Origin of the sequence: Oceanobacillus sp. MO10714A, from assembly GCF_037072045.1 — a bacterium.
Lineage (GTDB): Bacteria > Bacillota > Bacilli > Bacillales > Amphibacillaceae > Oceanobacillus > Oceanobacillus indicireducens.
On record NZ_JAXHDC010000012.1, the window covers coordinates 25,561 to 45,889 of the forward strand.

The window sequence follows — 20,329 nt, forward strand, 5'->3', positions numbered from 1 at the left end:
AACTTTTTATGCTTCAACGTTCTGATATGCATCAAGGATCGATGTAATCATGAAGCTGACTGCTGCTGCGAATAAGGATGCAATTCCCCAGCCTCCAAATCCTGCACCAAGCAGATCAACTTTTGGAGCTACGGAAGCAATTGCTAATAGTAGCAAACCTACGATAACAAAGAAGAAACTTAAATAATAGCAGGCCTGTGAACTTTTGTTTGCTCGCAGAATAACAGCGTTAACGACAAGGGTTACTACTGTAAGAATAATTCCTGCTAAAATAACTGTTTGTACCATGCTTTCACCCCATATATTGATATAGTTCTTATTATAGACTATATCCAAAGAGAATTAAAGTCAATTCATTAGAATGACGAAATTTCATATAAAATATTATCCTTTCGTTAAGATGCATGGAAATGAAACTAAATATGGTATAATAAGATAGGAATATGGGTAATAAAGGAGAATAACATGAGATATAAAGCAGTATTTCTAGATATTGACGGCACTATATTAATGCCGGACCATACCTACTCTTCCTCTACCGTAGAAGCAATCAAGCAGTTGCAAGCGCAAAATATACATACATTCATTGCAACTGGGCGCCCTCTGCATGAAATTAAGGGACTGACGGAAGAGCTGAATATTACGAACCTAATTGGCTATAACGGGGCATACGGGATTGTTCAAGGGAAAGAAATTGTAAACGAACCATTCGCACCAGAAACAGTAGAGCGTTTCAGAAAAACAGCTGAAGAGAAAAAGAATGAAATGGTCCTCTATGCGAATGGCGAGAACTATTTCACGGCCATCGATGACCCCTTCGCACAAGGATTTATTAAAACTTTTGAAATGAAAATAAATGTGGAGCTAATAGCCCCTAAATATGACAACATTTTAGGAATGACATTGATGAAACTTAAAGAGTCAGAAGTCAATACATATCAATCGGATAAAAACATTCACCTCTCTCAAGTGAACGTTCCTGGTATGCAGCATGCTTACGATGTCATTCGTACAAATGTAAATAAAGGAAAAGCAATTAAGCAAGTTCTTGATCATTTGGGAATCGATAAAGAAGAAACAATTGCTTTTGGAGACGGAATGAATGATAAAGAAATGTTTTCAACCGTTGGAACTAGCTTTGCAATGGGGAATGCCGACCCTGAGCTCTTCCAATACGCAACACACCGGACGACTACGGTGAGCGACTCAGGAATATTTAACGGCTTAAAGCAGTTAGGTCTTGTTGGGTAATTTAAAAAAAGTTCCGAATATCATGATTGATACTCGGAACTTTTTTATTGTTGCTGGCATTTCCTGTTATTAAGGCAATATAGGATCTTCCTGAGTTACAGCAATTTCATGTCGTATAAATGGATTAATATGTGGCTCAATGTTGTAGTTAAGCACACGGTTATTAACAGGGACTAGCTCCGCACGGTAATTCGTCGGGAATACTGGAACCTCTTCCACCATCAATTCTTGCCATTCTTTGTAAACATCAAAGCGGTAATCATCATCAAGCGCCTCAGCAGAAACCCCTTCTTCTAGTAGACGGGTGTTCTCGTCACTCTCATAGCGAGGGAAGTTAAATAATTCTTCCGGTCCATATAGACCTGTCGGGTCAACATCAAATCCTGTACTCCAAGCACCTTGATAGATGTCGATTTCCGGATCATCTTCACCGTTTTGACCGACACGGTCATAGAATGCGTTGAACTCTTGTAAACGCCCATCAAGTAATTCCACTTTAATTCCAATATCACTCCAAGCTTGGATGTAATAGTTAACGATTGGCTCAGCTACGTCACTACCTTCCATGGAAGCAAAATTGAGTACTAACTCTTCCCCGTCCGGAGTTTCACGTATGCCATCACCATCTACATCTTCGTAGCCAGCTTCATCTAAAATACGATTCGCTTCATCTGGATCATAGGTTGGTGCTTCAATTGATGGGTCATGGAACAAACCATGTGATGGTGGAATAAGTGTTGTTGCATTCCAACGTAATCCATTATAGAAACGTTCGCCAATAGCATCATTATCCACTGCATACCACATTGCACGACGTAATTCTACATCTGCCACTTTTGAATCCGGATCCATCTGGACACGTTTGTTTTCCGCATCCCATGAACCTAATTTAAATCCAATATACGTGTAGGATAGATCGGTTTGACCTAAGAATTCCACGTTTGTTAACTGATCATGCACGTCAACATATTGGTCCGCTGGGAAGCTATCAACTAAGTCGATTTCTCCAGTTTCGAGTGCTTCAGCAGCCGTTTGTGGACTAACTACTTTTAATGTCACACCATCAAGTTTCGGTGCACCTTGCCAGTAGTCCTCATTCGCTGTATAAGTTACAGATTCCCCAGGAACAACAGACTCGACTTTAAACGGCCCGATTCCGATTGGATTCACACGAACCGCATCCGATTCAGACATTTCCGCTACTGGAATTTCTTCAAAAATATGCTTTGGTAGAGCATAAGACCAAATACCACTAGCAAGTAAGGATGGTGTCGCATGAGTAAATGTAATTTCTAATGTTTTATCATCAATAATATTCAGCCCTTCAATTGTACCTGCTTCAGCTGCATACGTTGTTTCCGCTTCCTCTTCTGCCTCACGATATTCTCTCGCACCGACTACGTTCGTAATATCACCGAAACGAACTCCGTCATAGTCTGGGTGACCAATTACTTCAAAGGCATATACCCAATCTTCTGCCGTTAGAGGCTCGCCGTCATGCCAGTAAACATCATCACGGATTGTGAATGTGAATACGTCACCCTCTTCGTTTGTTTCAAACGTAACAGCACCGTCGTTTGTATAGTAGAAGTTCTCATCCGTTGCAAGTAATGGCTCATCAAACCAACTAAGAACCTCAGCGTCAGGTACTCCTGAATAGAAATTATAGTTAAGTGTTCCTTCAAATACGGAAGATGATACCAGGCCAAAGTTCAGCGTACCGCCATCGATAGCTTCCCCCTCATTTGTTTTTTCTGTAGCGAAATCATCGATAGAGAAAACGTCGTCTCCACCTTCAGCAGAATCGTCACCTTCATCTTCTGTGCCTTCTTCATCATCCGTTTCCTCTCCGGTAGTATCTGTATCAGAACCGGTACCTGTATCGCCCGATTCATCATCAGAATCTCCGCTACAAGCCGCCAGTACTAAGAGTAACAGTAACATCATAGCTACTAGCCATTTACTAAAACTTGCCTTCTTCATCCTTTTAACCTCCCCTTTAATTCTTTTATTTTTTTTGCTGTCCATCCCATTGGCGCGGACAGCTTATACTAAACACCAATACAAGGATTGATATTGATGTAAGTAATGGAATAAATAAAGACTTTTTAAAAACTATCCTCTTCTCTGCCTTGAATCAGCTGCTCGTCTTAATGCTTCGCCAACGTTTCTTACCGCTAGCATGAGCAGCAGAATCAAGATGGCTGCAGGGATCCAAATCCACCATCTTGATTCAAGCGTTTGCGGATTCGTTGCATAACTTAAGAGTGTACCTAAACTTGGCGTACTTTCGGGTAAACCAAATCCTAAGAAGGACAATCCGGATTCAATCCCAATATTTGCAGCCAAGTTAAGCGTCATCGTTACGACGATAAGTGAAGTAATATTCGGCATCACTTCTTTGAATATGATTTTAAAATGCGATGAACCGAGAGTTCTCGATGCCTGTACATAATCAAGCTCTTTTTCCTGCAAAGCTTTTGACCGGATCAATCTGGCGATTCCCATCCATAAAAATATTGTCATAATTAACGAGAACGTGAGCGTATTATACTTTGGAACAAGTGAAACAAACACAATAACGATCATCAGGAAAGGAAGGATATTGAAAAAATCCAAAATACGCATCATCACGTTATCGACATGTCCGCCAAAATAACCGGAAACGAGACCGAAGACAATTCCGATTATTCCACTCATTAACGTCACTAGAAAACCAATCGTCAGAGAATTTCGGGTTCCGATAATAAGTTGCCCAAACACATCACGCCCCCCGTAATCTGTTCCTAATATAAACTCATCATTGGGCGGTTGGTGGATCGCGAACAAATCTACTTTAACAATTTCATCTTGATCCAGGACAATTGAAATTCCATATACTAAGGCTGTGACTAATACTAAAAATATTAATGAAATTAATGCTAGTTTATCCCTGAATATCTCGCGCCAGAGTATCCGGATTGCAGTAGGGTTCTCCGCCTTCGCGGCCTCCATCTGAACATTTTTTATTTCCATTTTATATTCACCTCAGAGTTGTTCGACTTCTATTTTATGCGAATACGCGGGTCAACAATACTTAAAATAATATCCGATAGCAGAGCACCTAAGATCTGTGCAATACCAAATAATAAGACGAGTGCAGTTACTACACTGTAATCACGCATATTAATAGACTCTAAAAACAGTAGACCCATACCAGGATAACTGAATATACGTTCAATAAATACTGTTCCAACAATAAGAGTCGTAATCTCCCAACCGATAAATGCTGCAATCGGCAGTAATGAGTTTCTAAAAATATGCCTATTATAGACCCGGGATTCAGAAGCCCCTTTCGCTCTTGCGGTAATAATAAAATCTTTCTGCTTCGTATCAACGATTTCGCTTCTTAAATATTGGACCGTTGATACCGTTTGGATTAATGCCATGGAAAGCGCTGGTAACATCACGTGTTTTAATTTACTTACCCAGTACTCGAATGTGCCCGGAACCATGCCAGGTGCAACACTTCCACTTGTCGGAAACCATCCTAATTGATAACCAAAAACAAATAACATGATAAGCCCGAATATAAATAACGGTGTAGCAAAACCAACGTACGTATAGCCTGTTATTGCTTGGTCCAGTAACGTATCATTATAACGCCCACTGGTAATTCCTAAAGGTATTGCTAAGAGATATGTAAATATTAATGTCACAAAAGAAAGTATAATTGTATTTTGCATTCGTTGTGAAATAAGTTCGGACACATCCATTTTAAAACGGAAGGATTTCCCTAAATCCCCTTGTACTACACCACTAATCCAATTTGCATATTTAATATGCCATGGATCGTTTAGCCCCATTCTTTCACGCTGCTCTTGAATGGTTGATTGATCCACGTTCGGATCTAGCATTCCAGTTAATGCATCACCAGGCATAAACTGCGCCATTAAGAAGATTAATATACTTAGTAATACAATTTGTGGGAATGTGATTAATAGTCTTCTAACGATAAATTTCCACATATCGAATCAACCTCTCTCCGGTAATGCGACTCTATGGGTTTCAGAGATATTCTGTAAGTTATACGCTAACCCTTCCGCATCGAAGTAGTCATCGTATGAGTCTTCATACTCTTTCTTAACTTCTTGGCGAAATGCATATTGTGCATCCCTGTTACGCGGATTGATATCCGGAATTGCCGCAATGAGCCGCTTCGTGTAAATATGCTGCGGATTTTCAAATATATCTTCACGTGTACCTTGTTCAACGTAGCGTCCCCTATACATGATTGCGATTTCATCACACATATGCTCAACGACACCTAAGTCATGGCTAATAAATAAATACGTTAAATCAAGTTCTTTTTGAATATCCTGCATAAAGTTCAACACCTGTGCTTGTACGGATACATCAAGTGCAGAAACCGGTTCATCTGCAATAATCAGCTTCGGTTTTAAAGCGATTGCCCGTGCAACTCCGATCCGCTGTCTTTGTCCACCAGAGAATTGGTGTGGGAATTTCCATATACTTTCCGGGTTCAACCCTACTAATTCTAATAATTCATATACTCGTTGCTTTTCTTCATTTTTTGTTAACTTTTCATAGTTTCGTAGTGGTTCTGCAATAATATCGCGTACTCTTTTACGCGGATTCAATGATGAATACGGATCTTGGAAAATCATCTGAATATCTTTTCTCATATCTTTTGTTTTACTTTCTCGTGAGGTGATATCTTCTCCTTCGAAAAGGATTTTGCCGGCTGTGATGTTCTCTAATCCAACAATTGCTCTTCCAGTCGTCGATTTACCTGAACCAGATTCACCTACAAGCCCATATGTTTTACCTTGCTCGATCGAGAAGGAGACATCATCGACGGCTTTGATATGCCCGATTGTACGATTGAATATTCCACCTTTAATCGGGAAATGTACTTTTAATCCGCTAACATCAAGTATCGCCATGTGTGATTTCCTCCTTACCTTTTTCTGGGAAGTAGAAATAACTGTGACAAGTGCAGCGGACGAAATGCCCTGGTGTCACTTCGTGTAATAACGGGTTTTCTTCATGAACAGATTCATCAATCCATGGAATCCGTGCGGCAAAGCGACAACCTGTTCGAGGTAAGTGTTGTAAGCCTGGTACAATTCCTTGAATGACGTGAAGCCTATCTTGCCCTTCAGTTGGTACCGAATTAAGTAATGATCTTGTATATGGGTGTAAAGGGTTTTCAAATAATGTATGTACACCAGCAATTTCCACAATTTGACCTGCATACATGACAGCAACTCGGTCTGCCATTTCTGCAACAACACCGAGGTCATGGGTAATTAAGATAATTCCTGCGTCCATTTCATCCCGCAATTCCCGAATCAAATCAAGTATTTGCGCTTGAATGGTCACATCGAGCGCTGTTGTCGGCTCGTCAGCTATAAGTAATTGCGGTTTGTTCGCAATCGCAATAGCGATGATGACACGTTGCCTCATTCCACCCGAAAGTTCATGTGGATATTGCTGGTAGACGTATTCCGGTCCTGTAATGCCTACTAAATCCAATAATTCAATCACGCGATCATAGCGTTCTTGTTTTGACATTTTCGGTCGATGGAGAATGAGCGTTTCATCGATTTGTGCACCAATTTCCATTAATGGATTAAGTGCAGTTAACGGGTCTTGGAATATCATGGAAAGTTTATCCCCGCGAAGCTTATTCAAATCACTCGTTGACGCTTTTGCCAAATCAATTCCTTCAAGTTGTATTTTTCCTTCAATCTTTGCACGATTATGTAATCTCATTATGGAAAATGCCAGTGCACTCTTTCCCGAACCGGATTCACCAACAATTCCTAAAACTTCATTTCTATTAACGGTTAATGACACATCATCCACTGCAGCATAGTACGCATCACCGATTTGGAATGAAGTGGTTAGATTTTCTATTTCTAGTAGTTTTCTGCTCAAATTTATCCCCTCTTACGTAGCAAATTTCTAATGAATAGATGTCCTTCTAAGAGCTTTTCAATCACACGTAATATCGTAAAGTTCAGACAATTTTGATTTAGTTGTATATTATTTTATCATTTTTAACAATTTTTGCAACTATTTTTCATTCCTTCTGAATCATCATTCAGCTGATACAAGAAAAAGAGTTCATTTTTGGCTTTTGTTACATAATATTAGCACCTCTGTAACTTTCGTAATAGGAGTGAAAAATTATAGTAATGTGATTATAATGGAATTATTTGAAAAAAGCAATATTATAAAATCAATTTAATTCCAGTATTTTTCCAAAACTCAGCAACCAAAGATAAAAAGCCTTGCTAGGATAACCTTTCTTATCACTCCGCCTAAATATGGAATAGTTTATTTCTTTACTAAAAACGTTGGAAATTGCTCTTTAAGACTAGATAACGAATGTTCTTTTCAATTGTTTCTTTCCTTTTTATGTATTTCATTTCCCACCGAAATGCATCTGTAATAATCATTTCCTACTATAGTAATAGTACAGTTAAGCCTTCATTCAGCCTAAATAAAAATAAATCCGAACAATTATCTCGATCATTGGAAAATGACACTTCGAATTGTTCGGATTTGCGTATTTTTATCACGTATTAACGGTCTGTAATACCCCCAACTCTAAAAAAGAGGATAAACCTAAATGTTAAGGTGGGGGTTATACAGTCCGTAAATACCTGATTCTGTTCAACTAACATTCAGTGGGGAGGAAAGGAATTCCCCACTGAATGAAGTTTCACTTTATCACGTACTAACGGTCTGTAATACCCCCCAACCCTAAATAAGAGGGTAAACCTAAATGCTAAGGTGGGGGTTATACAGTCCGTAAATACCTGATTCTGTTCAACTAACATTCAGTGGGGAGGAAAGGAATTCCCCACTGAATGAAGTTTCACTTTATCACGTACTAACGGTCTGTAATACCCCCCAACCCTAAATAAGAGAGTAAACCAAAATGTTAAGGTGGGGGTTATACAGTCCGTAAATACCTGATTCTGTTCAACTAACATTCAGTGGGGGAAGGAAAGAAACCCCCACTGAATGAAGTTTCACTTTATATTTTTCACTTCATGTTAATAAGCCATTTGTTCCTTTTCCTTTACATCAACGGGAAAAAAACCTTCTGCCAGATCTTGTATTTCGGCCATTCGTTTAATATCGAAGTTTCCGCCACTTATAATGACACCAGTGTGCCTGCTCGGAATCTCTTTATGATAAGCGAATAATCCAGCTAATGCAGTCGCTCCCGCACCTTCCGTAAGGGTTTTATTCCGTTCCAGCATAAATAAAATACTTGCAGCAATCTGTTCATCGGTAACTGTAACAATATCATCAACATAATCTCTAATGATCGGAAATGTTGATTTCCCAGGTTCTTTTACAGCAATTCCGTCTGCAAGCGTGTTTACCTCGGTCGAATGCCGCATCTCTTTCGAATGGTAGCTTTGATACATTGCATCTGCCCCGCTTGCTTGGACACCGATTACTTGGATATTACGGTTGATGTGTTTACAGGCAACTGCAATTCCAGCAATGAGACCGCCGCCGCCAATTGGTACAAAGACAGTGTCAATCCGGTCTTCTTGCCGCAGCAGCTCCATAGCAATCGTTCCTTGTCCTGCCATCACATCATAGTCATCAAAGGGATGGACATATACACTTCCGCTTTCCTTTTCATATTCCATCGATGCTTGATAAGCCTCTTGGAAACTTTCACCAGTAAGTACAACATCTGCTCCGTAATTTCTTGTTGCATGTACTTTAGCAAGCGGTGTTCCTTCAGGCATGAAAATCTTTGCATTGGCGCCGAGCTTTCTTGCTGCATAGGCAACTCCCTGTGCATGATTACCAGCTGAAGCGGTTATTACACCTCTTTGCAATTCTTCTTTCGTCAGTTGCATGAGCTTGAATGTTGCCCCGCGAAACTTAAAGGCACCTGTCTTTTGCTGATTCTCCATCTTGCAATACACTTTTCTGCCAACCATATCATCAATTGTATGGGAGGTAAGCAATGGTGTTCGATGCACGATCGGTGCCAACCGCTTCCATGCTTGATAAATTTTCTCACCAGTTAATAAATCTCCTACTAAATCCCCAAAGAAAGCCACACTCCTTATTATCAGTTTCCTTCTATATACATTTACAATCTTCCATATCTTCCTTTATCACGCATTAACGGTCTGTAACATCCCCATCTCTAAACATGAGGGAAACCCAGTATATGAAGCGGGGATTTACAGTCCGTAAATACCTGATTCTGTTCAACTAACATTCAGTGGGAAGGTAAGGAAACCCCCACTGAATGAAGTTTCACTTTACGTTACTACTCTATTTCCAATTCTATCTCATGATTAGGCTTGGGCACCATTTTCAAACTCTGAAATCTTTTCTTCCATTAATAAAGTTAGAGCTATGTCATCCCAACCATTGATTAGCTTTTCTTTATGATAGGCTGGAATTTCAAATCCAACAACTTTACCGGCTTCATCTGTAATCGTCTGATTTGGCAAATCCACACTCAACTTCAATTCGCCATCTTCCGACTGATTCTGCCACTCTTTTATTTGCGCTTCATCCAGCTTGATAAGGATAATTCCATTCTTCAGCGCATTATTGTAGAATATATCAGCAAAGCTCGGAGCGATGATCACTTTGAAACCATAATCTTCAAGCGCCCATGGTGCATGTTCTCTTGAAGAACCACAACCGAAATTCTCTCCGGCAAGTAAGATAGATGCTCCTTCATATTTCGGATCATTCATACTAAAATCTTCTCTTAAGCTTCCATCTTCGTTAAAACGCCAATTATAAAAGAGGAATTGACCAAAGCCTGTTCGTTCAATCCGCTTTAAAAATTGCTTTGGGATTATTTGATCGGTGTCAATATTGGCGCGGTTTAGTGGGTAAACCAATCCTTCATGCTGTTCAATTGCTTCCATTATAATATCTCCCTTCCTATTGCGCTACACCTGCAAAATGACGGACATCGACAAAACGACCTTCAATAGCAGCTGCTGCAGCCATCTCCGGACTAACAAGGTGCGTTCGTGCGCCGTTCCCCTGTCTTCCTTCAAAGTTACGGTTAGAAGTGGATGCACAACGGCCACCGACCGGGACGATATCATCGTTCATTCCTAGACACATACTACAACCGGAGTCACGCCATTCAAAACCTGCCTCTTTGAATATTTTGTCAATGCCTTCTTTTTCAGCTTGAAGCTTAACGCTGAAGGATCCTGGAACAACAATTGCTTTAATCGTGTCTTTTACTTGTTTCCCTTCTACAATCGCCGCCGCTTTCTTCAAATCGCTAAGGCGCGAGTTCGTACAAGAACCAATAAAGACATGATCGATTTCAATGGAGGTAATCGGCTGATTTTCTTCAAGTCCCATATATTCTAGCGCACGTTCTACCTCGTACGGGTTATCCGATTCCGCAACACGTGGGGTTGCACCACTAACTGGAACCCCCATTCCTGGGTTTGTTCCCCAAGTGACCTGTGGTTCAACTTCTGCTGCATTGATTGTAACCGTATGGTCGTAAACTGCTCCTTCGTCGGTTGCTAAGGCAAGCCATTCCTCACTTACTCTATCAAACTCTTCATCTTTCGGAACATACTCTCTGCCTCTTAAGAATTCAACAGTTGTCTCATCCGGACTGATTAAACCAGCTCTCGCACCACCTTCAATTGACATATTACAAATCGTCATCCGTTCTTCCATAGATAGTTTACGTATTGCCTCACCAGTATATTCCATTACATAACCTGTACCGAACCGGACACCAAATTTTGCAATAATCGCTAAAATAAGGTCCTTTGCTGTAACACCTGGCCCGAGATCGCCTTCAACTTTTACATTCAATGTTTTCGGGCGGTCTTGCCAGATTGTTTGTGTTGCAAGAACATGCTCCACTTCACTTGTACCAATTCCGAAAGCAAGTGCTCCAAAGGCACCGTGCGTAGATGTATGACTGTCCCCGCAGACAATTGTTTTACCTGGCTGCGTTAGACCAAGTTGTGGACCGATGACATGCACAATTCCCTGATCCGGGTGAAACATATCCGCAAGCTTGATTCCGAAATCCTCGCAATTCTTGCGTAGTGTTTCCATTTGCTTACGGGAGATTTCATCTTTCACGACATCCCGATTTTTTGTTGGTACGTTATGGTCCATCGTCGCGTAGGTTAAATCTGGTCTACGGACCTTGCGATTTGCAAGGCGCAGACCTTCAAAAGCTTGAGGAGATGTTACCTCGTGCACTAAATGCTGGTCAATATATAAAAGATCAGGCTTCCCTTCTTCTCGATGAACGACATGCTGTTCCCAAACTTTTTCAATAATTGTTTTCGGCTTTCCCATCTTCCTCACCTCTTACGTTTTCTCTTATAGGGGGATATTCAAAAAGTCCGGTAAAAAGGACACTCCGAGAAAGAGGAGGTTCTACTAAAACCGTCCACGTCCTGTGGACAACGTAGAACTCACCACACACGCGAGAAGCTCGTTTGCTCGCGTTTCCGCTCCTCGTGTACCTAAAACGTACATTCCGGTGCCGAGAACTTTCGCCGCCTCGAACTTCGACGCACAGGACGTGCTAGTGTCGGCGTTGCAAAGATGATCGCGAGCTTAGCCGACCTCGGTCCTTTTTATCCTCCCTTTTGAATACACTCTTACACATACATATAACAAATATCGTCTGAAATACTTCGTGCAGATAGACTGCCTATTACAACATCCGTCATTTCCCTCGTTGAAACTAAAGTTCCATCTTTCACGTCCAGATCTGCTGTATGATAGCCTTGCTCTAAAGCTTCATTCACCGCTTGTTCCATTGCATTTGCTTCCACTTCAAGTCCAAATGAATCTCTTAGCATAAAGCTTGCAGACAAAATCATCCCTAATGGATTAGCAATTCCTTTACCAGCAATATCAGGTGCAGAACCATGGATTGGTTCATATAACCCTAATCCATCTTCCCTGACACTTGCTGATGGCAACATACCTAATGAACCAGTAATGACAGATGCTTCATCGCTTAAAATATCACCAAATAAATTTTCCGTCACAATCGTGTCAAAGGAAGCTGGGTTTGTGATTAACTTCATCGCCGCGGCATCGACAAGGACATGCTCAACGGTTACTTCCGGATAATCTTTTGCCTTTTCTTCCACAATTTCCCGCCACATTCTACTGGATTCAAGCACATTGGCTTTATCAACAGATGTCAGATGCTTTCTGCGGGACATTGCTGTTTCGAAGCCTTTTTCAATAATCCGCTCCATTTCGTAGCGTTCATAGCTTAGAGTATCTACTACAGAATTCCCGTTATTCCGGCGTTCACTTGGTTTTCCGAAATATAATCCCCCGGTCAATTCACGGATAATGACAATATCACTTGCTGCCACAATCTCCTCTTTTAATGGTGAGGCATGAATTAACGCAGGGATTAATTTAATCGGGCGTAAGTTTGCAAATAAACCCAAGCTCTTACGGATTTTGAGCAGCCCCTGTTCAGGTCGCTGATACACCGGATGGTTTTCCCATTTTGGGCCACCTACCGCACCGAGTAATATTGCATCGCCTTCTTCAGCAGCTTTCAATGTCTCTTCCGGGAGGGGCTCACCATAGGCGTCAACTGCATTTCCACCAATGGCATGTTCATGAAATATAAAGTCATGATTGAACTCTTCAGCAATGACTTGTAATACTTCTTTCGCACTCTCCATAATTTCTGGGCCGATACCGTCACCTGGAAGCAAAGTAATTTGTTTTTTCATGATTGGTTCCCCTTCCTGTAGTTTACATACTCTTTTTTCTTACTTTAGTGGCTGACTGCTCGTTTCTGATTCACCGGGCTATGTTTTAAGAAATAGCGGTTTACCGCATTAATATATGCGTTGGCTGATGCCATTAATACGTCCTGATTTGAGCTGCGACCATTCATTACCTCACCATTCACACTCAATTGGACGTACGCTTCTGCCAATGCGTCTTGTCCGCCGCCAACTGAATTTAATTGGTAATCGATGAGTTTCAATTCTTCTCCAATTAAACTTTCAATCGCTTTGTAAAGTGCTTCCACACTCCCATTTCCTGTTAACGCCGCTTCAAATTGTTCTTTATCCGGTGATATCAACCGCACAACTGCGGTTGGTGAATTTTCTGTCCCATAGTACACTTGGAAACTTTCAATCTCGTATTTATTCATTTCATCTGAGTCTGTTTTGATTTCCATAATAATCGTGTAAATATCATCATCCGTCACTTCTTTATTATGATCGGTTAATGCTTTAAACTTCTTGAAGGCCTGTTGTAGCTCTGTATCCGATAATTCGACACCAAACTCCTGTATTTTCTCTTTAAATGCATGTCTGCCGGAGTGTTTACCAAGGAATAACGTATTCGCTTCTTGGACTCCAACCATTGCTGGCGTGATGATTTCGTATGTTTCCACATTTTTTAGTACACCGTCTTGGTGGATGCCTGATTCATGACTATAGGCATTTCGTCCGACAATTGCCTTATTTGCCTGAACATGCATTCCAGTTAACTTCGCCACAAGGTCACTCGTCCGTTTAATTTCATTTAAGACAAGTCTTGTTTCATAAGGGTAAAAGTCAGAACGGACTTTCAGTGCGACAGCTACTTCTTCCAGTGCAGCGTTTCCTGCCCGTTCGCCGATACCATTAATTGCACCTTCCACCTGGGTTGCACCATTCTCTACCGCTGCAATCGAGTTCGCTACTGCCATTCCAAGATCATCATGACAATGACAAGACAGGCTTACTTGATCAATATTTGGTACGTTATCCTTCATATACTTGAACATTTTTCCGTATTCTTCTGGCGTCGCATAGCCTACCGTATCTGGAAGATTTACGACCGTTGCCCCAGCATCGATCACTTTTTCAATGATTTTTGCTAAGAAATTCAAGTCGGAACGGGATGCGTCTTCAGCTGACCATTGCACTTCCGTAAATTTCCGCTTCGCATAGCGAACCATTTCAACCGAGGTTTCGATTACTTCTTCTGGGGTTTTACGTAATTTATATTCCATATGGATTGGTGAGGTTGCCAAGAACATATGAATTGCTGGCTTTTTAGCTCCTTTTAAAGCTTCCCAAGCCGCATCTATATCCGATTTTACGGTTCTTGCTAAGGCAATTACAGATGTTGTTTCAATCGTGTCCGCAATTTCTTTCACTGCCTCGAATTCACCTTTGGAAGAAGCAGGAAATCCTGCTTCTATCCGGTCTACACCAAGACGTTCAAGTTGTTTAGCGATCTCTAATTTTTCTAATTTATTTAGATTTACTCCAGGTGACTGTTCACCGTCTCGTAGTGTTGTATCAAATATTTTAATTCTGGACATATTCTTTCACATCCTTTTGTTTTTCTTGAATAGGCTGTTTAACAAATGGCATTAGGTTACGTAACTCCCTTCCAACTTTTTCAATCGGATGATTATTTTCCGCGCGGTTGATTGCATTGAACTGCGGGCGTCCTGCCTGGTTTTCAAGAATCCAGCCTTTAGCGAATGCACCGTTTTGAACTTCTTTTAGGATTTCTTGCATACGCTCTTTCGTTTCGTCATTGATGACGCGTTCTCCAGATACGAAGTCACCCCACTGTGCTGTGTCAGAAATGGAATAACGCATGTTCTCGAGTCCACCTTCATAGAGCAAGTCAACGATTAGTTTCATTTCATGGAGACACTCAAAGTACGCAACTTCTGGTTGGTATCCCGCTTCCGTTAGCGTTTCAAATCCAGCTTTGATTAAGCTTGTTACCCCACCGCAAAGAACTGCCTGTTCTCCAAATAGATCTGTTTCTGTTTCTTCTTGGAAGGAAGTTTCTAGTACTCCAGCGCGAGCAGCTCCAATTCCTTGTGCATACGCAAGGGCAACATCTTTCGCTTTACCAGTTACGTCCTGATACACTCCGTATAATGCTGGTACACCTGCACCTTCTTCATATGTTCTTCTAACTAAGTGACCCGGTCCTTTTGGAGCAACTAGGAACACGTCAACGTCTTGTGGTGGAACGATTTGTGAATAATGGATGTTGAATCCATGAGCGAATGCTAACGCGCTGCCGGGTTTCAAGTTTTCTTTAATGCTTGCTTCATATACTTTTTGCTGCGTTTCATCTGGAAGTAAAACCATAACAACGTCTGCCTGTTTTACTGCTTCTTCAACCGGGAATACGTTGAATCCATCTTCTTCTGCTTGCTCCTGGGATTTACCTTTACGTAATCCAATCACTACTTCATATCCGCTGTCACGTAAGTTTTGTGCATGTGCATGACCTTGGGAACCGTATCCTACAACTGCAACTTTTTTCCCTTCTAATACTTGATTATTGATGTCCTTTTCGTATAATAATTTTGCCATTTTTAAATCTCCCTCTCCTGATTTGATTTGTTTTTTTATATTGTAAGTGAGCTTACTTCAGCCACATAGGCTTTCGCTTGTTGGCCTCTAAGTAATGCTGTTACTCCTGTTCTAGCAATTTCTTTAATACCGAATGGTTTTAATAACAAGATGAACGCGTCAATCTTATCTGTTTTTCCAGTTACTTGGATGGTCATCGTTTCCTTACTGATATCAACAACCGTCCCACGGAATGGATCAATCAGTCCTTGTATTTCAGCTCGCAATTGGCTGGTCGCTGTCACTTTCACTAATGCTAGTTCGCGAGCAACGACAGATTTCTCTGTAATATCGGATACTTTAATAACGTCAATTTGTTTGTGAAGCTGTTTCGTCAGCTGTTCAAGCTTATGCTCATCTTCCACATTAACGACGAAAGTCATTTTCGCCATTCCTTCTGTTTCTGATTCGCCAACGGTAATGCTTTCGATATTGAAATGTCGCTTTGAAAACATTCCGGTAATTCTATTTAAAACTCCACCGCGATTTTGAACGGTACAACTTATAATCCGCTTCACGGCTTCACCCCCACCATTTCGTTAATACCTTTTCCAGGTGCCACCATTGGAAATACTTTTTCTTTCCAATGAATTCTGAAATCAACAAGTACTGGACCGTCATGGGCGAAAACCTCTTCCAGTACACCTGGCACATCTTTTTCTTTATCGACGAGTACGCTACGGATACCGTAACCTTCTGCTATTTTCAAAAAGTCTGGATTTTGAGTTAATAATGAACTGGAATAACGCTCGCCATGGAACTCCTCCTGCCACTGCCTTACCATTCCAAGTGCTTCATTATTCACGATAAATACTTTAACCGGCAAATTACGTTCATGAATAACAGCTAGTTCCTGGATGGTCATCTGAATGCCGCCGTCACCGACAATCGCCACAACTAAATCATCTGGTCTACCAAGTTGTGCACCGATTGCTGCTGGTAAGCCGAAGCCCATCGTCCCTAACCCGCCGGACGTAAGCCAATTATGCGGCTTATTAAAAGCGTAGAACTGCGCGGCCCACATTTGATGCTGTCCAACATCCGTCGCGACAATTGCTTCTCCTTTTGACTTTTCACAGATTTGTTCAATCAGCCATTGCGGAGAAACCTGCTTCTCGCTCCGGTTATACCAATATGGGTAGTTGACTTTGTTTTCCATCAGCCGCGTTACCCACTCTGTCGTTTCCGGTTTTTTAATATCCATAGCGAGTAATGCTTGTAAGGCTGTTTTCGCGTCACCTACAATCGGTACGTCTGTGCGGATAATTTTCCCAATTTCTGCCGGGTCAATGTCAATATGTGCAACTTTTGCCCCTGGTGCAAAGTTTGCGACTTTTCCGGTTAAACGATCATCAAACCTTGCTCCGATATTGATAAGAAAGTCCGCTTCATAAATCGCCATGTTCGCAGTGTATGTTCCATGCATCCCGCCCATTCCAAGGAATAGCTCATGTTCGCCAGGGAAACTTCCAAGTCCAAGTAAGGTATTTACAACTGGAAGTTCATATTTTTCGACAAATTCCTGTAAATATGTTGCTCCATCTGAAAGTAACACGCCTGCTCCTGCCAAGAGGACTGGTCGTTCCGCTTTTTCAAGCAAGCTTGCTAACTTCTGCAGCTGTAATGCATTCGGTTTAACATTCGGCTGGTAGCCTGGTAATTCAATCGCGTTGCTCTCATTCCGGACAGCCAGTTCCGCTGAGATATTTTTCGGAATATCGATGAGAACCGGCCCTGGACGTCCTGTTGTTGCAATGTAGAATGCTTCATTGATGACTCGTGGTAATTCCTTTGCATCCTGGATTTGATAATTGTATTTCGTAATTGGGGTTGTAAGACCTAATACATCTGCTTCTTGGAAAGCATCTGTTCCAATCACTCCTTGCGCGACTTGCCCCGTAATGATAACTAGTGGCAAGGAATCCATCATCGCATCCGTAATTCCTGTGATCAGGTTAGTCGCTCCAGGACCTGACGTTGCAACGACTACTCCCGGCTTTCCTGTTACTCTTGCATACCCTTCTGCTGCATGGATGGAGCCTTGCTCATGGCGGCAGAGTACGTGTTCAAAGGGAAATTCGTGGCGAAACATCGCGTCATAAATCGGTAATACTGCACCACCTGGATACCCAAAAACTTTTTCAACTTTTGCTTCCACTAGGGCTTCAATGAGTAAATCAGCCCCCGTCACGAACTCCTTTCCTGCTTCCGTCTTCTGCCTAGCTTCAACCGCCATTCGTATACCTCCCTTATTTTTTAAAGAATTAGATATTTTAATATTAAAAAAGACGCTATTCACCCCACAACACGCCTACTTGCATGTATACTGGGGAGAAAAGCGTCTACTCTTCACGGTACCACCCATATTCACAGCACCCTTACGGATACTGTCTCATCAAGCTAATAGCAGCTTGATTGGATAACAGGTGCAATAGGATGCACCTGGCACAGCTTAATGAATCTTTTAAAGCAAGATCGTTCGGCTGGGCACTCGGAGATGATGTCAGAACAATTGGTACTTCTGGGCTTCCAGCAACCCCAGATCTCTGTGAGTACCAGGACCATGTTCCTTTATTCTCGTCATCGATTTTTAAGTATTAGATTTAGCATTTCATTGTGCACTATTAATTCCATTTCGCTCGGCTTCATGCCTTAAGCGGTTGTGCTTTATGATGTTGCCGTTTATCATACAACGTATTTTTTAAAAGGTCAACAGCTTTTTGTAAAGTTATTCGACACTTTTGATAAATCAAACATTTTGATTGCGCTTACATTATTGATTCAATCAACTTTTATATTTTTAAAAAATATTTTATTTTTTTCTGATAAAAATTTAAAACGGGACAGAGGGTCAGAGCACTTGTCCCACATAGGACAAGTGCTCCGACCCTCTGTCCCCCAATACGAAAAAAATGATCCGGGAATTCCCGGATCATTTTCAGGTGGGTTATCTTTTCAGGTGGGTTATCTATTTAGGTAATCGGTAACGGCACCTCGAGAGGCACTTGTAACATTATGTGCGTATTTCCCTAGTGCACCTTTTTTGTAAAGAGGCGGTGCAACCCACTTGCTGCGACGGGCCTCGAGTTCTTCTTCGCTCACTTCGAACGTAAGCTCCATGTTCACCGTATCAACTGTAACGGAATCGCCTTCTTCAACTAGCGCAATTGGTCCACCAACTTGTGCTTCTGGCGCAATGTGACCAACTACAAGCCCATGAGTACCTCCTGAGAAACGTCCATCCGTTAAGAGGGCAACTTTTTCACCGAGGCCTTTCCCAACTAGAATACTAGATAGCGATAGCATCTCCGGCATTCCTGGACCGCCTTTTGGTCCGACATAACGGATAATTAGTACGTCACCTTCTTTAATTTTATCGTCCATTACGGCTTGAGTTGCCTCTTCTTCCGTGTTAAATACACGTGCTGGACCAGTATGTTGTTTTACTTTAACTCCTGACAATTTCGCAACCGAACCTTCTGGAGAGAGATTCCCTTTTAGGACGACTAATGGTCCGTCTTTTCGCTTTGGATTGTCTAGTGGCATAATAACTTCTTGTCCTTCTGACAAATCTGGAACATCTTTTAAGTTTTCCGCTAATGTTTTTCCAGTTACGGTGAGACAATCTCCGTGCAGATAACCATTTTCAAGAAGCAACTTCATTACTGCCTGTACACCGCCCACGTTATATAAATCCTGAAATACAAATCTTCCGCTCGGTTTCAAGTCGGCAAGATGAGGTACTTTTTTCTGAATACGTGCGAAGTCATCAATCGTAAGGTCAACTTCAATCGCATGAGCAATCGCAAGTAAGTGGAGAATTGCGTTCGTTGAGCCACCAAGTGCCATAACGATTGTAATTGCATTTTCGAATGCTTCTTTCGTCATAATGTCTTTCGGGTAAATCCGTTTTTCAATCAAATTATATACAGCTCGTCCTGCTTCCTTCGAGTCGATTCCTTTCTCTTTAGATACTGCAGGATGGGAAGAGCTACCTGGTAAACTCATACCGAGCGCTTCAACTGCTGATGCCATCGTGTTGGCAGTATACATTCCGCCACAGGAACCGGCTCCCGGACAAGCAGCACATTCAATCTGTTTTAGCTCCTCGTCACTGACATCCCCTTTATTATTTTTTCCAACACCTTCAAAAACAGATACGAGGTCAATGTCTTTTCCGTTCAGATTACCCGGTGCAATCGTACCTCCATACACGAAAACAGATGGGATTTCCGCATTTGCTATTGCGATCATACATCCTGGAATGTTCTTATCACATCCTCCAAACGCGACAAGTCCGTCCATATTTTCCGCTCCTACAACTGTTTCAATCGAGTCTGCAATAATTTCCCGGCTTGGAAGCGAGTAGCGCATCCCTTGTGTTCCCATGGATATTCCGTCTGAAACGGTAATCGTATGGAATAAGAACGGAACTGCTCCTGCTTCCCGAACACCCTCTCTTGCTTCTTTAGCTAATGCTCCGAGGTGTACGTTACATGGTGTGACATCACTTTCTGTATCAGCAACCCCGACCATCGGTTTTTTAAAATCTTCATCGGTTAAACCTACCGCACGAAGCATCGCCCGGTTCGGTGCACGCGTTTTTCCATCAAATGCCTGACTTTTAATTCTTAGATCCTTTGACATTC

General features: G+C 41.7%; 16 protein-coding genes. 1 reads left to right on the forward strand and 15 read right to left on the reverse strand.

What is annotated here, in order from left to right; all coding sequences use genetic code 11:
- Positions 1 to 6 precede the first annotated feature (6 nt).
- The gene (locus SPD53_RS08965) at positions 7 to 288 is read right to left on the reverse strand and encodes a hypothetical protein (RefSeq protein ID WP_156854782.1); all 282 of its coding nucleotides are present in this window, start codon (positions 286 to 288) and stop codon (positions 7 to 9) included.
- A 177-nt stretch (positions 289 to 465) separates the two neighbouring features.
- Between SPD53_RS08965 and SPD53_RS08970 the strand changes: the two genes are divergently transcribed.
- Positions 466 to 1,251 (forward strand): HAD family hydrolase, encoded by a 786-nt coding sequence (locus SPD53_RS08970; RefSeq protein WP_336252323.1) that lies wholly within the window; start codon positions 466 to 468, stop codon positions 1,249 to 1,251.
- A 69-nt stretch (positions 1,252 to 1,320) separates the two neighbouring features.
- Here SPD53_RS08970 and SPD53_RS08975 read toward each other — a convergent pair whose 3' ends face one another.
- The 14 genes from SPD53_RS08975 to ilvD form a co-directional block, all read right to left on the reverse strand.
- Positions 1,321 to 3,234 carry an oligopeptide ABC transporter substrate-binding protein gene (locus SPD53_RS08975; protein WP_336252324.1) on the reverse strand — a complete coding sequence of 638 codons (1,914 nt, stop codon included), beginning with the start codon at positions 3,232 to 3,234 and terminating at the stop codon, positions 1,321 to 1,323.
- Positions 3,235 to 3,366: 132 nt separating this feature from the next.
- Positions 3,367 to 4,266, reverse strand: a complete 900-nt coding sequence (locus SPD53_RS08980) for an ABC transporter permease (RefSeq protein WP_336252325.1) — start codon at positions 4,264 to 4,266, stop codon at positions 3,367 to 3,369.
- Positions 4,267 to 4,295: 29 nt separating this feature from the next.
- A complete protein-coding gene (gene opp4B, locus SPD53_RS08985; protein WP_336252326.1) occupies positions 4,296 to 5,258 on the reverse strand; it encodes an oligopeptide ABC transporter permease in 963 nt (320 codons plus the stop codon).
- 6 nt (positions 5,259 to 5,264) lie between these two features.
- On the reverse strand, positions 5,265 to 6,197 hold the full coding sequence (locus tag SPD53_RS08990; protein WP_336252327.1) for an ABC transporter ATP-binding protein: 933 nt from the start codon (positions 6,195 to 6,197) through the stop codon (positions 5,265 to 5,267).
- Positions 6,184 to 7,194: an ABC transporter ATP-binding protein gene (locus tag SPD53_RS08995; protein WP_336252328.1), complete on the reverse strand. Its 1,011-nt coding sequence runs from the start codon at positions 7,192 to 7,194 to the stop codon at positions 6,184 to 6,186. The genes SPD53_RS08990 and SPD53_RS08995 overlap by 14 nt, the downstream gene beginning before the upstream one ends.
- Before the next feature lie 1,127 nt (positions 7,195 to 8,321).
- On the reverse strand, positions 8,322 to 9,356 hold the full coding sequence (gene ilvA, locus SPD53_RS09000; RefSeq protein ID WP_336252329.1) for a threonine ammonia-lyase: 1,035 nt from the start codon (positions 9,354 to 9,356) through the stop codon (positions 8,322 to 8,324).
- A gap of 243 nt (positions 9,357 to 9,599) precedes the next feature.
- The gene (leuD, locus tag SPD53_RS09005) at positions 9,600 to 10,187 is read right to left on the reverse strand and encodes a 3-isopropylmalate dehydratase small subunit (protein ID WP_336252330.1); all 588 of its coding nucleotides are present in this window, start codon (positions 10,185 to 10,187) and stop codon (positions 9,600 to 9,602) included.
- A gap of 16 nt (positions 10,188 to 10,203) precedes the next feature.
- On the reverse strand, positions 10,204 to 11,610 hold the full coding sequence (gene leuC / locus SPD53_RS09010) for a 3-isopropylmalate dehydratase large subunit (RefSeq protein WP_156854796.1): 1,407 nt from the start codon (positions 11,608 to 11,610) through the stop codon (positions 10,204 to 10,206).
- 308 nt (positions 11,611 to 11,918) lie between these two features.
- A complete protein-coding gene (gene leuB, locus SPD53_RS09015) occupies positions 11,919 to 13,025 on the reverse strand; it encodes a 3-isopropylmalate dehydrogenase (RefSeq protein ID WP_336252331.1) in 1,107 nt (368 codons plus the stop codon).
- 44 nt (positions 13,026 to 13,069) lie between these two features.
- Positions 13,070 to 14,620, reverse strand: a complete 1,551-nt coding sequence (locus tag SPD53_RS09020) for a 2-isopropylmalate synthase (protein ID WP_336252332.1) — start codon at positions 14,618 to 14,620, stop codon at positions 13,070 to 13,072.
- Entirely contained in the window at positions 14,607 to 15,668 is a 1,062-nt protein-coding gene (ilvC, locus tag SPD53_RS09025) for a ketol-acid reductoisomerase (protein WP_336252355.1), read from the reverse strand. The genes SPD53_RS09020 and ilvC overlap by 14 nt, the downstream gene beginning before the upstream one ends.
- Before the next feature lie 8 nt (positions 15,669 to 15,676).
- Positions 15,677 to 16,198, reverse strand: a complete 522-nt coding sequence (gene ilvN / locus SPD53_RS09030; RefSeq protein WP_336252333.1) for an acetolactate synthase small subunit — start codon at positions 16,196 to 16,198, stop codon at positions 15,677 to 15,679.
- Positions 16,195 to 17,916 (reverse strand): biosynthetic-type acetolactate synthase large subunit, encoded by a 1,722-nt coding sequence (gene ilvB / locus SPD53_RS09035; protein WP_336252334.1) that lies wholly within the window; start codon positions 17,914 to 17,916, stop codon positions 16,195 to 16,197. The genes ilvN and ilvB overlap by 4 nt, the downstream gene beginning before the upstream one ends.
- Before the next feature lie 728 nt (positions 17,917 to 18,644).
- Complete coding sequence (gene ilvD / locus SPD53_RS09040) at positions 18,645 to 20,327, reverse strand: dihydroxy-acid dehydratase (RefSeq protein ID WP_336252335.1); 1,683 nt, start codon at positions 20,325 to 20,327, stop codon at positions 18,645 to 18,647.
- Positions 20,328 to 20,329 lie beyond the last annotated feature (2 nt).

Bases quoted from the DNA above. Each gene is read 5' to 3' on its own strand.
- SPD53_RS08970 (WP_336252323.1), top strand. From the start codon at position 466: ATGAGATATAAAGCAGTATTTCTAGATATTGACGGCACTATATTAATG.
- opp4B (WP_336252326.1), bottom strand. From the start codon at position 5,258: ATGTGGAAATTTATCGTTAGAAGACTATTAATCACATTCCCACAAATT.
- SPD53_RS09020 (WP_336252332.1), bottom strand. From the start codon at position 14,620: ATGTCCAGAATTAAAATATTTGATACAACACTACGAGACGGTGAACAG.
- SPD53_RS08990 (WP_336252327.1), bottom strand. From the start codon at position 6,197: ATGGCGATACTTGATGTTAGCGGATTAAAAGTACATTTCCCGATTAAA.
- SPD53_RS08975 (WP_336252324.1), bottom strand. From the start codon at position 3,234: ATGAAGAAGGCAAGTTTTAGTAAATGGCTAGTAGCTATGATGTTACTG.
- leuB (WP_336252331.1), bottom strand. From the start codon at position 13,025: ATGAAAAAACAAATTACTTTGCTTCCAGGTGACGGTATCGGCCCAGAA.
- SPD53_RS08965 (WP_156854782.1), bottom strand. From the start codon at position 288: ATGGTACAAACAGTTATTTTAGCAGGAATTATTCTTACAGTAGTAACC.
- leuD (WP_336252330.1), bottom strand. From the start codon at position 10,187: ATGGAAGCAATTGAACAGCATGAAGGATTGGTTTACCCACTAAACCGC.
- ilvD (WP_336252335.1), bottom strand. From the start codon at position 20,327: ATGTCAAAGGATCTAAGAATTAAAAGTCAGGCATTTGATGGAAAAACG.
- SPD53_RS08980 (WP_336252325.1), bottom strand. From the start codon at position 4,266: ATGGAAATAAAAAATGTTCAGATGGAGGCCGCGAAGGCGGAGAACCCT.
- ilvB (WP_336252334.1), bottom strand. From the start codon at position 17,916: ATGGCGGTTGAAGCTAGGCAGAAGACGGAAGCAGGAAAGGAGTTCGTG.
- leuC (WP_156854796.1), bottom strand. From the start codon at position 11,610: ATGGGAAAGCCGAAAACAATTATTGAAAAAGTTTGGGAACAGCATGTC.